Source organism: Pseudoglutamicibacter albus, assembly GCF_022346425.1.
Classification (GTDB): domain Bacteria; phylum Actinomycetota; class Actinomycetes; order Actinomycetales; family Micrococcaceae; genus Pseudoglutamicibacter; species Pseudoglutamicibacter albus.
In genome coordinates this window covers 144551-156966 of sequence record NZ_JAKRCW010000001.1, presented here as the reverse complement: position 1 = coordinate 156966, position 12416 = coordinate 144551, and the positions used below count along the sequence as shown (strand labels likewise).

The following is a 12416-nucleotide window of genomic DNA, read 5'->3' as shown; positions in this document are numbered from 1 at the left end:
GATGAAAGAAGCTACAGGCATGGCAAAACCAAAGTTCATAAGCAATATTCGGCGGTTGCTCAATTTCAACTACACCGAGAGCCTGAAAACCAATAACAGGACTCTCGGCTCCATCAAGAAGGCACTGGATGCCGCGAACACGTCCACCAATGAAGCACTTGCGCAGATCCAGAAGGAACTGGAAACGCTACGCAAGGAAGCCACACTTCAGCGCCGCCACGACGATGCGATGCGTAGCCTGGCTACGATGCCGCTGTTTGAAGAAATGCGGAAGGAATACCGGGCGAAGCAGCTGGGTCTGCTTGAAACAGTGCAGACCGTTTCTGAAAACAATCTCTCCTTTGTGCGCATCGGCGACGGCGAACTCAAGCTCGCTTTCGACATCACCGCAAACCTTGGTTTCCAGAAGAACTCAACGGCACTTCAAAAAGACCTCAACGAAGCCATGAGCGGAAGCCTCAACCGTGACGACATCATCTTCGGCACCCCGCACACCTACCGTGACCGCCACTGGAGCATGATCTGGGCCCAATACTGGCCCGAATTCCGCGAAGTCATCGCGCCAGCCACCCGCCTTGGCAACGCGCACGCGACCCGGCCGTTGTTCTTCGCTTCCGAAGGCGAGCAAGGCGTGGAAGCATGGCGTAGCGTCTGGGCTGGCAAGAAAGCGACCATCATCACCGGTAAAAGCTCAAGATTCGACCTGATCCCACAGCTGTTCGGCAACCTGGCAGGTTCTGACCGCATCGATTCACAAGACCGTCACGCCTACGCGGACATCCCACGGATCATGAACGAGGTCCACAAGGCCACCGATACGGACATTTTCCTAGTCGCGCTCGGCCCCGCAGGCACGGTTCTATCCCACAAGATCGCCGAAACCGGACGCCAAGCAGTCGATGTTGGGCACATCTCCGATTCCTACCTTGCCGTGTTCGAAGGCGGCGCCCGTCCCGAAAGCCGGCCCTACTCACAGACGCCGGCAAAGCAGTAGTTGCCTCACGGGCTAAGAAAAGCTGGACTAACCGCCCGGTAGCAGGATCTTGTGTAGCTCCGCCATGCTCGTAGCGACCTGGCCTGGGTGCGCGGCGTCGATCTGTTCACGCGTCGCCGCGCCCCACGTCACGCCCACCGTGTCCACACCGGCGGCGTTGCCCGCCTGAATATCGGTAGGCGCATCCCCCACGTACACCGCCCCGCCCGGGCCACCAACCGCCTCAACGCCCGCCAACTGGAGCGCCTTCAACACCGGATCGGGTGCCGGCTTATGCCGTTCAACATCACCGTTACCCACCAGCGGGCTCAGCTCTGGCAAACCACACACCCGCAGGCCGCGCCGCGCCATCTCCGGCAGCTTCGCCGTCACAACACCCACCGTGCAGCCAGCGGCCTCAAGATCAGCGAGCACCTTATCCACGGCGGGGAATGGGGCCACCGCGTCGTCGTGCATCTCTTGGTTGAACTTCCGGTACACAGCCACCCACTCATCGGCCGCGTCCTCGCCGGCCACGGGGCGGAACGTGTCCTCCAACGTCAACCCGATCCACGACTTCATGACCTCATCATCCGGGGCCTGCACCCCGAAATGCTCAAAGGTGCGGTGGAACGTCGCCACAATCAACGGGATCGTGTTGATCAGCGTCCCATCCAGGTCAAACAGCACCGTCTTCCAGCGCGGTGAACCAGCCACAACGGCCACGTCCTCTCCAGTTACGCGTTTCAGTCCGCTCACGCGTTCAAGTATTCGTCCACGGTCATGAGCGTGAGCATCGGGTTGAAGCAGTCCATGATCGCCATCGCTTGGTCATGTACTTCCTTGGTTCCGCCGCCGCACGCATCCGTGAGCACCGTAACCCATTTGCCGGCATCCACGGCGCCCAGCGCGGTCCCGATCACGCAACAGTCCGTCGCGACCCCCGCCAACACTAGGCGGTCATAGTCCTTCGTCATTTCGGCGAGCTGTTCGCCCCACTTGGAGAACGTCGGCATCGACAACACCTGGTCGCTCTCGCGCACCGGGGAGGTCAAGTCCCACACCTCGGATTCGGGTTCGGCGCGGCATTCGTCCCAGCGGTCGTAATAGTCCGCCCACGCGCCATGCTCGTCCGGGTCCCGCACAAAGCGAGTCCAAATCACCGGCGAACCATCCCGCTCACGCAACCGCGCCATCGCCTGCTCAACCTCGGCATAATTCGAGACACCCCACTGGCCGTCCTGGTCAGCGAAAATGTTCTGCATATCAATAAACACCAGCGCACCCTTGTGCGGCGTGCCCGTCTCAGGTGCTTGCTGCCCTGCAGCCGGTGCAGCGGCGTCCGATGCGGTACTCATCAATCCTCAACCTTCCAGTTCAGTGGCGGGCTTAGTTTCAGTGGCGGGGCCAGTTTCGACGGCGGAGTCAGCTTCAGCGGCCGCCCCGGCTTCTGCCTGCTGGCGGGCCGCCTTCCGCGTACGCAACAGGCCCGTCGGCACAGGCATCTTATACATCAGCATATAGAGCACCCCGGCGCCCAGGATCCCGGCGAGGAACCCGAGGTCCCCCATTGAACGGGAGAGTTCAGCGAGCGGGCCGGCCAGCAGTTCGGTATCCCAGAACAGCATCGAGACCAAGCATCCGCCGATCCATGCGAAGAAGCCCCACTCGAACCGGCGCCCGGTGTTATACAGCTCCACGGAGCTATCCACGGCGGGTTTACGCATCCGCAAGTAATAGTCCAACAGCAACACCGTGCTGAACGGAACCACGAGGTAGGCAAGCACTGAGAGGAAGTTATAGAACCCGCCGTACGGGTCATCCTGCATCAACAAGGTCATGCCGAGACTCACCACAGCCACGATGACCACCGCAACAATACGGCTCACCGGGACCTTCAACGTCAACAGGGATAGCGCGCCGCCATAGAGGTTCATCGCGCTCACCGGGATCGTGGAGAGCACCACCGTGATCATCGCGACCGGCGTCCACGAACCCGTCAGCTGCGCCAACGCGGGGATCGCATCCAGCTCGCCCGCGAAACTGGAAACCAGAACCCCGATGCTGCCCAGCCACGTCAGCGCTAAGAAGCTGCCGCCAGCGGTATAGAGCACGACCTTCGAATGCGGGGTGCGGCGCGGAAGATACCGCGAGAAATCCGATGCGAACGGAGTCCACGTCATCACGTAGGCGAAGAAGAAACCGGCGAACGTGATCCAGCCGGCGACCGGGCCCATGTAGCTGCCCGCATCGGGGTTAGCGGCGAGCGTGAAGTCAGCCTCACGCAGCGAAAGCACCGAGATCACCAGGAACAACACCGTCAGTACGACGGTGGCTACCTTATTCACAACATGCACCACGTTGTGGCCCCACACCGCGAACACCGCCTGCACCGCGAACATGAGTGCCGCGGCGAGCGCGAAGTTGATGTCCACCAAAACTTGGAGCGCGATCACCGCGAACACCGTGTTCACGGCCGTCCACCCGATCGCGGAGACAATGGTGAGCAACGTGATCGGTAGGTAGTTCCCGTAGAAACCCATCGGGCCGCGGCCCTGGACCTGCTGCGGGACACCCAGCTTGCTGCCGATACCGGCCAGCAACCCCATGACCAGCACGCCGCACAGCGTTCCAGCGGCAACCGCGGTGAGGCCCTGCACCACTGACAACCCGAATTGCGCGGAGAAGAAACCGGACACCATGACCGCGAGCACCATGTTCGCGGCGAACCAGAGCGTGAACTGGCTGCGTGGGCTACCGTGCCTCTCTACATCGGGGATCTGTTCCGTTCCGTACGGCTCCGCCTTGGTGAGGGATGAACCGTATGTTGCTTCGCCGGGACTCTCGGCAGCCATGCTCTCTCTTTTCGTTGAGGAACCTTTCACACTACCGTGACCGCAACCACAACATCAAAAGCGACCCCACAACCAACATTGGTTGTGGGGCCGCTGATGTGGATGCTGACGAGGTCAGCTCGCTTCTACACAGTCACGCTGTTTTACAGCGCGAGACCAAACACCCACACGAGCAGGGTCGAGCACGCGAGCGTGATGACGCCGATGCCGATGAGGTTCAGCCACACGCCGCCCTTGACCATCTCGCCGATCGTGACGTAACCGGAACCGTAGGCGACCGCGTTCGGCGGGGTCGCCACCGGAAGCATGAACGCGCACGTGGCAGCCAACGCGACAGGTGCTGCGAACAGCAACGGATCAGCGCCCATACCCGATGCGATACCCATCGCCACCGGAATGAACGTCGCCGCAGTAGCCGTGTTCGAGGTCAGCTCAGTCAAGAACAGGATCGCCGCCGCCAGGATCGCGACAACCAGAACCGGCGGGACACCGTCCAGCTTGCCCGCAAACGTACCGATGTCCTTCGTCAAACCGGACTTGCTGAACATGCTGGAAAGCGCCAGGCCGCCACCGAACAGCAACAGCACATCCCACGGAAGTTCCTTAGCGGTCTTCCAATCCAACAGGCGCACACCGCGCTCAGCACCAGCCGGCATCATGAACAACACAACACCCGCGACCATCGCGATGCCCGCGTCAGAAATAATCGCCGTACCACCATTCAGCTGAGCGACCGTCGGGATGATGATCCACGCAAGCGCAGTCGCAATGAACACGACGATCACACGGATCTCGCCCTGGGACATCGGGCCAAGCTTGCTCAGCTCCGAACGGATCAGATCACGGCCACCCGGGATCTCATCGATCTCCGGCTTGAACAGAACCTTGACCAGCAAGAACCATGCGACCGCCATCATCACGATAGAAATCGGGACACCCACGACCATCCACTGAGCGAAACCGATTGTGACGCCCAAGTTATCGCTCATCATGCCCGCCAACAACGCGTTCGGCGGAGTACCGATCAGGGTGCCCAGCGAACCGATCGAGGCGGCATACGCGATACCCAACATCAAAGCGGAACCGAAGTTAGTGCGGATCAAATCAACCGCGGACGTCACCGGTTCGCCATCTGCGTTGAGTGCGATCGAACCGGTCTTCGGGTTCGCGTCATCATTCTGCGTAATCTGGTTCACCAGCGACAACACAGACATACCGATCGGCAACATCATCACCGCGGTAGCCGTGTTCGAAACCCACATCGAAACGAAACCGGTCGCAATCATGAAGCCCGCGATCATCGCGCCAGGCCTATTCGGCATGACCCGCAAAACACCCAACGCGATCCGCCGGTGCAGATTCCACCGCTGCATCGCCAACGCGATGAAGAACCCGCCCATAAACAAGAAGATCGTGTCAGAGCCATACGAGGCACCCAACATGTTGAAAGTGACCGGCTCCGGGTCCTTCCCCTCCGCCTGAATCGGCTGAGCCAGCACAGGGAAAATCACGAGCGGCAGCAGTGCCGTAGCCGGGATCGGTAGCGCCTCGGTCATCCACCACACCGCCATCACAATCGCGGTAGCGGCAGTCAAACGCGCGTTATGCGACATCGAATCCGGGAGGATGAAATAGATCAGCACGCTCAACACCACACCGAGCGCGAGCCCACCCCAACGCACATTCACCGTGCGCTTCTCAACGGCCGGATCCAACTCGCCCGGCGACTTCTGCTTAACGTCACGGCCCTTCGACGGGTCCGGACGAAGACTCTCCAGATACTCCGGCATCTTCGGCTCAGCCATGCCAACCTCCTGGGTGCATATAGTTCAAACGCAGAATCGAGCGACAGCGGTCCGTTGGCACCCGACCTATCGCGAACAACAAAGAACTGTTAATGAAACAGTAAAGAGTGATGTGCCTCTCATGCTAAACGTAAGCGGTCCGAATCCGGAACTCGACTTCCAGAGCGGCGGTCACCCAACGCAACGGTTGCCCGGTGACTGTTTCCCGGTTGGCTGCTCCTTTGGTCAGCGATTCTGTCCCTTTGGTCAGCGATTTCCATGCCACCTGTTTCCCGCGCGACGTTGACCCGCTACGTTGGTTGCATGAGTACTTCACATGGTTCTGTTGCTGAATCTGCCGAGGCTGCTGAATCCGGTAAGCCGGTTGCGTTGATTACGGGTGCTTCGCGTGGGATCGGGTTGGCGATCGCCCGCGAGCTGTCCTCGACGCATGACCTGATCTTGGGCGCCTCTAGTAAGGATTCACTGGCCGATGTGCTGGCCGAGTTCCCGGGTGCCCGCCCGTTCATCGCCGAGCTGACAGATAAGGACGCGATCGCCCGCGCTGTCGCGGACGCCGGCTTCGGCGGCGGTTCCGGCGAGGGCGCGGGTTCCGGCGAGGGCGCGGGTTCCGGCGAAGGTGCCACCGCAAGCGGTTTTGGCGAGGGCGCGGATGCCCTCCCGCGGCTGGATGTGTTGGTTCATTCGGCGGGTGTGGCTGATGGCAAGACGGTCGCGGAGACTCAATGGGATGTGTATGAGCGGGTGTTCTCCGTGAATGTTTTCGCGGTCGCTGAGCTCACGCGTCTGTTGCTACCTGCGCTGCGTGCGGCGCGTGGTCAGGTTGTGACGATCAACTCCGGTTCCGGCTACTTCTCCGGCGTGGGGGCTGCCGTCTATTCGGGTTCTAAGTTCGCTCTACGTGCGTTTTCGGATGCGGTGCGGGAGGAGGAACGCGGATCGGTGCGGGTCACCTCGATCCATCCGGGCCGCGTGGATACTGACATGCAGGTCGAACTGCAGGCCTCCTACGGCAACCACAACTACGACGGCTCGCTGTACATCCGCCCCGAATCGGTTGCGGCGACGGTCCGGCTCGCGGTGGACGCAACGCCGGAGGCGATGATCGAAAACCTAGCCATCCGCCCCGTCCACAAATAGCTCTGCCCCATCCGCAAATTCCCGCGCCCCACCCGAAGATGCTTTGGAGGTTTCGATGACGACTGTTTTTCATTCCGCCACGGTTCACACTATGGACGCCGCCGCCCCGGAAACGGATGCCTTCGCGGTGGACACCGGCCACATCGTCGCTGTGGGTGACGCCGCCCGCGCGCTACTAGAACAGGGCGCGGAATCCGTCAATCTGACGGGTTACACGGTCCTGCCGGGCATCATCGACGTACATAACCACCACAATCATGGTGGCCGCCGCGAGCTCACCGACCTCACGTTCCCGCCCACCGCCAACCTGGAAGAAATCCTCGCTGCGGTACGCTCCCGCGCGTCCGCTATCCCTGCAGGTGAGTGGATCTACGGCGGCTCCGCTGGTTCTGGCCTCATCGGCACCATCGACACCGCCGAAGCCCTAGCCGCACTCGATGAGGCCTCGGGCGACCACCCTGTGCTGCTCACGGATGATTCGCTTCATAACCGGTGGGCTAACTCGCTGGCGATGCAGAAGGCAGGGATCAGCGCGGACACCCCTAACCCCGACGGCGGGGTCATCTCCCGCGATGGCGCCGGCAACGCGACGGGTTGGCTCATCGAATCCGCGGGCGTTCTAGTGGAGTTGGCTAAGGCGGCGGATCAGCCGGAGTCGGCGGAGGCTCTCAAGGCGTCCACGGCCAAAGCGGTTGAGATGCTCAACGCGTACGGCATCACGGGTTTCCAGGATGCCGCCGCCTCACTGCAGATCATGGAGGCCGTCAAGGCGTTGGATGATGCTGGCGAGTTGAACTCGTGGGTTGTTTCCAGCACCCCGGTTGAGGAGTTCATTTTCGGTTATCAGCCGGTCGGGGAAGACGTCATTTTCGGGATGGAGCACACCCGTAGCGAGCACCATAAACCTGATTTCATCAAGATTTTCCTCGACGGCGTCCCGCCGGCTTTGACGGCGGCGTTCGTTGAACCGTACCTTCCCACGGACGGGCACGCGTGCACTCACGGCCACATGACCATGCCGTATGAGGAGCTTGAGACGTGGCTGCTGCGTACCGCTGAACGCGGGATCTCCGCGAAGATCCACTGCACGGGCGATGCCTCGGTGCGTTCCGTCCTGGATGCGGTGCAGAAGGTCCGCGAAGCTGGCTACGACGACGTGCTCTACCAGGTTGCGCACGGCCAGTTCATCACCGAAGAAGACATCCCGCGCTTCGCTGAACTGAATGTTGCGGCGGATATTTCGCCGTCGCTGTGGTTCCCTGGCGTGATCATCGAAGCGATCAAGTCTGTCCTGGGTGAAGAACGCGGAAGCAAGGCACACCCGAACCGTGCCTTGACGGAGGCTGGGGCGCTGATCGCGGCCGGTTCCGACTGGCCTGTGTCCGTTTCACCGAATCCGTGGGAAGCGATCTATGGGCTCGTGACCCGCAAAGACCCTTCCGGGGAATTCCCGGGCGAGCTGTGGCCGGAACAAGCACTCACCCGTGAGGAAGCGCTGGCTACCTACACGATCAACTCCGCCCGCGCGATGGGCCTCGGTGAACAGACCGGCTCCATCACTGAAGGTAAGGCGGCGGACTTTGTGATCCTAGAAACCGATCCGCTCACCTGCCCGGTCGAGGACATCATCACGATTCAGCCGGTCAGCACGTGGTTCGCCGGAAAGAAAGTCTTCACCGCCGCCTGAGCCTAGTCGCCTCTCTAGGCTGTGTCCGGGCCGCGGCGGCGATCCAGCGTCATGTAGATCAGCACACCGAACAGCGTGAAAACCGGCCACAAAAGCAGCGGTAACCATAGTCCGGCAACCGTGCCCAGCACACCGCCGAGAATACTGCCCAGCGGAACCAACCCCCTCGTGAGTGTGCGGCGGAACGCAGAAATCCGGCCAAGCAGGCGCTGTTCGACGGTGGTCGCGGCATAAATTTGCGAGGCCACGTTCGTGATGGTCAAGATGAGGCCCCACGCCATCGTGTGAATAATCAGCAACACGACGGCCGCTTGCGGCGCCGCGAACGCGAACAGCGGCAAGGACGCGGCAACACACTGCCCCATACCGCCCCACACGTACAGTTTCCTGACCGGAACTGCATCAGCAATACGGCCCGAGACGAACGACGCCGCAACCCCCGAAACAGCCGCCAAGGAACCAAGAATGCCGTAACACTCGACACCCAAATCCAAAGTTTGAATGACCAGAATCGATTCGACCGCGGCACCCATCGACAAGCCGGCGTTAGTGAACGCCGAAAGCCACGTCATACCCGCCAACTGACGGTCAGCGACCAAAACCGCCCAGCCATCCTTGACCTGTTCCCAAAACGTCTGCTTCGCAGGTGCCTGCGCGGCGGCTGGCTCGGCGTCGACGCCGGCCTCTACGTCCGCGTCCGATGCGTCCGACTCTTCCGGCGCAGCCTGCGTTGCGGCTGGCTTCGTAATCAGGAGCGCGAGAATCATCGCGAGCACCGCGAAACCGACGGCCGCCAGCAGCGTCCAGTTAGCGCCCAACCTCGTGACGCCATAAGCGACAGCGACCGGCGCAACAAGTGAAGCGATCCGGTCCCACGTGGCGATGTTCGCTACAGTCCGGCTGATCTGTCCGTCATGATCCACAAGAGCAGGGACCGTGGACACCTGCGCGGTCTCCGTCGCGACCGTCACAATACCCATGACGGTCGCGAACACGAGTAGAAAGGGGATGCTCAGGTGCCCACTCGCCGCCACCGCAACAAGCACTGCGGCGAGCGCAACCTTCGCCACGAGTGCAAGCTTCAAAACCCGGACTGCCTCGAAACGGTCAACAAAAACGCCGATGGGGATGCCCAGAATCATGAACGCCACCATGGTCAGCGCGTTCAGTAGACCCATCTGCCACGCGCTCGCGGCGAGGAGGGCAACCGCGACAATCTCAATCCACGGCCCGAACGCCTGCACGAAAAACGCGTCAGTAGCGTTCGAGGCTTTCGCCAACCGCAACCGGCGATTAACCACACCCATGACAACTCATTTCTGGCAATGGGACCCAGATAACAGCGCAGCCCCTCAACAACACAGCCCTCATCACCGCAGCCCCTCAACAGCGCGACCACAATGTGACCTACAACACAACATCCTGAATCCTATACCAACAACAACGGGGCCGGCCTGGTACGCAACCAAGCCGGCCCCGTCGCCGCCTCTCGGGCTAACTAATCGAGCGCTAACTATGCGCGCTTGAGTTCGATGTCGAGGGCTTCCTGAAGTTCGTCGAAGCTCATCCCGAACGTCTCCAGAACAACCACGCCGTCGTCGGTCAGGTCGAAGATCGCGCGATCCGTGTAAACGCGGGAAACACAGCCCGTACCGGTCAACGGGTAGGTGCATTCCGGAACCAGCTTCGGTTTGCCGTCCTTGGTGAACAGCGTCATCATGACCAGCACGTCCTTCGCGCCGATCGCCAAGTCCATCGCGCCGCCCACCGCCGGGATCGCGTCCGGGGCGCCCGTGGACCAATTCGCCAAGTCGCCGCCACCGGAAACCTGGAACGCACCCAAAACACACACGTCCAGGTGGCCGCCGCGCATCATCGCGAACGAATCCGCGTGATGAAAGAAGCTCGCCCCCGGCAACTCGGTCACTGGAATCTTGCCGGCGTTGATGAGCTCCTCATCAACCTCATCCTCCTTAGCGGCTGGGCCCATGCCGAGCATCCCGTTCTCGGTGTGCAGCGTCACGCCGGAATCAGCATCCAGGTAGTCAGCGACCAGCGTCGGCTGCCCAATACCCAAGTTCACGAACGAGTGATCCGGGATGTCCCGCGCCACCATCTGCGCCATCTCGGTCTTCTCCAGTGGGCCGCGGTCCGTGTGCTCAACCGTGCCGCGCGCCACGTCAGCGCCCGCCACGTCAGCGCCTACAGCGTCAGTGGCGCCTACGGCTTGATTCTTCACGTTGTCCTGGCTCATGCTGCGGTCTCCTCCTTTGGCAGGGCCGACAAGTCGAGGACGTCGTCGGTGTAAATCTTCGGGGTCACAATGTTCTCTGGGTCCAGCTCGCCCACCTCAACCACGTTGTTGACCTCAACGATCGTGCGGGTCGAGGCGGTCGCCATGACTGGCGCGAAGTTCCGGGCCGTCTTCCGGTACACGAGGTTGCCCATCTTGTCCGCGGTCTCCGCGTGAATCAGCGCCACATCGCCCTTGATCGGGTACTCCAGCACATAGTTACGGCCGTCAATCTCGCGGGTTTCCTTACCTTCTGCGAGCGGGGTTCCGTAGCTGGTTGGGCAGAAGAAAGCGCCGATGCCGGCACCAGCGGCACGCATACGCTCGGCGAGGTTGCCCTGCGGCACCACCTCAAGCTCGATCTTGCCCGCGCGGTAGAGCTCATCGAACACGTAGGAATCGGATTGGCGTGGAAACGAGCACACCATCTTCCGTACGCGTCCCGCCTGCAGCAGCGCCGCGAGTCCCGTATAACCGTTACCAGCGTTGTTCGATACGACCGTGAGGTCGCTCGCCCCCTGCTGAATCAGCGCGTCAATCAGCGTGACGGGCATCCCCGCCATACCGAAACCGCCAATCAGTACAGTCGAGCCGTCCTTGATGCCTTCTACTGCGGCGAGCGCGGATTCATGGAACCGTGTCTGTGCCACATCGATCTCCCTTCAGTGAGTCCTACCTAAGCCTGCGTTACGGGTATTTGTTTGTTGTTGAGTCGGTCTGGATTGTCTGCGTCGGCGCTGACGACGTCGTTGTCCACGAGCGCTTCGATGACGTGCTTCACTACGGGGCTGGATGTTCCGGCGCGGGTCACGAGCGCGAGGTCAGTCGGCAGGGTTTCCGGCACGGACTTGAACACCACACCCTGCGGACGTAGGGCTTGCACGGATTCGGGGATGAACGCGACCCCAGCTCCCGCGGCAACCAACGCGAGTAGCCCTGCCGTGCCTGGGGCGGTGTGCGCGATGTGCGGGGTGAATCCCGCGGCATGGCAGCTTGCTGCCGCACGGGCGTTGACGTTGGAGCGCGGGTCGCCGAAAGCGATGAAGTGCTCTTCCTCGAACTCTTTGAGAGCGAGCTCGCCTTCTACGGATGCGAGCCGGTGCCCTTCCGGCATCGCTGCCACGAGCTTCTCGGTTCCTAACGGATAGGTTTCCAGCTCAGGGTCCGATGTGTGGCCACGCAGAATCCCCATGTCCAGTTGGCCGTTGCGGATCCGTTCAAGCTGGGCCGGAGTGAGCAGGTCAGTGTGCACTTCCAGCGTGATGTTCGGTAGGGCTTCACCCACGGCTTGTTTGATGCGGGCCAGTTGTGCGAAACCCGTGGTTCCGGTGAACCCGATGCGGATGATGCCTGCCGAGCCGCCGGCGATGTTGCGCACACCAGCGAACATCGAATCCACATCGGCCAGAACGCGGCGGGCCTCCCGGTTCAGATAAGCGCCAGCGTCCGTGAGTTCAACCTTGCGGGTAGTACGGTTCAGCAGCGTTGTGCCGAGTTCTTTTTCTAGCCGGGCGATCGTCTGCGAAAGTACGGGCTGAGCGATATGCAACCGCATCGCGGCCTCGCCGAAGTGGAGGGTTTCAGCCACTGCCGTGAAGTACCTCAACGCTTTGATTTCCACAGCCACCTCCTTTGATAACTCTTCTTTAAGAATAAGGAGCAA

At 61.4% G+C, this 12416-nt stretch carries 11 protein-coding genes; 3 read left to right on the top strand and 8 right to left on the bottom strand.

From position 1 onward, the window contains the following. Positions 1-19: 19 nt before the first annotated feature. The gene (locus tag MHJ63_RS00670; protein ID WP_239445846.1) at positions 20-994 is read left to right on the top strand and encodes a GT-D fold domain-containing glycosyltransferase; all 975 of its coding nucleotides are present in this window, start codon (positions 20-22) and stop codon (positions 992-994) included. A 27-nt stretch (positions 995-1021) separates the two neighbouring features. Here MHJ63_RS00670 and MHJ63_RS00665 read toward each other — a convergent pair whose 3' ends face one another. From MHJ63_RS00665 to MHJ63_RS00650, 4 genes are all read right to left on the bottom strand, one after another. After that, the gene (locus tag MHJ63_RS00665) at positions 1022-1732 is read right to left on the bottom strand and encodes an HAD hydrolase-like protein (RefSeq protein ID WP_239445845.1); all 711 of its coding nucleotides are present in this window, start codon (positions 1730-1732) and stop codon (positions 1022-1024) included. After that, positions 1729-2331, bottom strand: coding sequence for a cysteine hydrolase family protein (locus MHJ63_RS00660; protein ID WP_239445844.1), 603 nt, complete (start codon positions 2329-2331; stop codon positions 1729-1731). The genes MHJ63_RS00665 and MHJ63_RS00660 overlap by 4 nt, the downstream gene beginning before the upstream one ends. A gap of 6 nt (positions 2332-2337) precedes the next feature. Beyond that, positions 2338-3828, bottom strand: a complete 1491-nt coding sequence (locus MHJ63_RS00655; RefSeq protein ID WP_239445843.1) for a purine-cytosine permease family protein — start codon at positions 3826-3828, stop codon at positions 2338-2340. Between the two features lie 143 nt (positions 3829-3971). Then, positions 3972-5633 carry an SLC13 family permease gene (locus MHJ63_RS00650; RefSeq protein ID WP_239445842.1) on the bottom strand — a complete coding sequence of 554 codons (1662 nt, stop codon included), beginning with the start codon at positions 5631-5633 and terminating at the stop codon, positions 3972-3974. A gap of 303 nt (positions 5634-5936) precedes the next feature. Between MHJ63_RS00650 and MHJ63_RS00645 the strand changes: the two genes are divergently transcribed. Next, complete coding sequence (locus MHJ63_RS00645; RefSeq protein ID WP_239445841.1) at positions 5937-6773, top strand: SDR family oxidoreductase; 837 nt, start codon at positions 5937-5939, stop codon at positions 6771-6773. 55 nt (positions 6774-6828) lie between these two features. Then, entirely contained in the window at positions 6829-8460 is a 1632-nt protein-coding gene (locus tag MHJ63_RS00640; protein WP_239445840.1) for an amidohydrolase, read from the top strand. A 14-nt stretch (positions 8461-8474) separates the two neighbouring features. On the opposite strand, the gene MHJ63_RS00635 is transcribed toward MHJ63_RS00640, so the two are convergent. The 4 genes from MHJ63_RS00635 to MHJ63_RS00620 form a co-directional block, all read right to left on the bottom strand. After that, positions 8475-9767, bottom strand: coding sequence for an MFS transporter (locus tag MHJ63_RS00635; RefSeq protein ID WP_239445839.1), 1293 nt, complete (start codon positions 9765-9767; stop codon positions 8475-8477). A 206-nt stretch (positions 9768-9973) separates the two neighbouring features. Next, positions 9974-10639, bottom strand: coding sequence for a 3-oxoacid CoA-transferase subunit B (locus tag MHJ63_RS00630; protein WP_370991832.1), 666 nt, complete (start codon positions 10637-10639; stop codon positions 9974-9976). 71 nt (positions 10640-10710) lie between these two features. Further along, the gene (locus MHJ63_RS00625; protein WP_035756536.1) at positions 10711-11403 is read right to left on the bottom strand and encodes a 3-oxoacid CoA-transferase subunit A; all 693 of its coding nucleotides are present in this window, start codon (positions 11401-11403) and stop codon (positions 10711-10713) included. A gap of 26 nt (positions 11404-11429) precedes the next feature. Next, entirely contained in the window at positions 11430-12374 is a 945-nt protein-coding gene (locus tag MHJ63_RS00620) for a LysR family transcriptional regulator (RefSeq protein ID WP_239445838.1), read from the bottom strand. Positions 12375-12416: the final 42 nt, after the last annotated feature.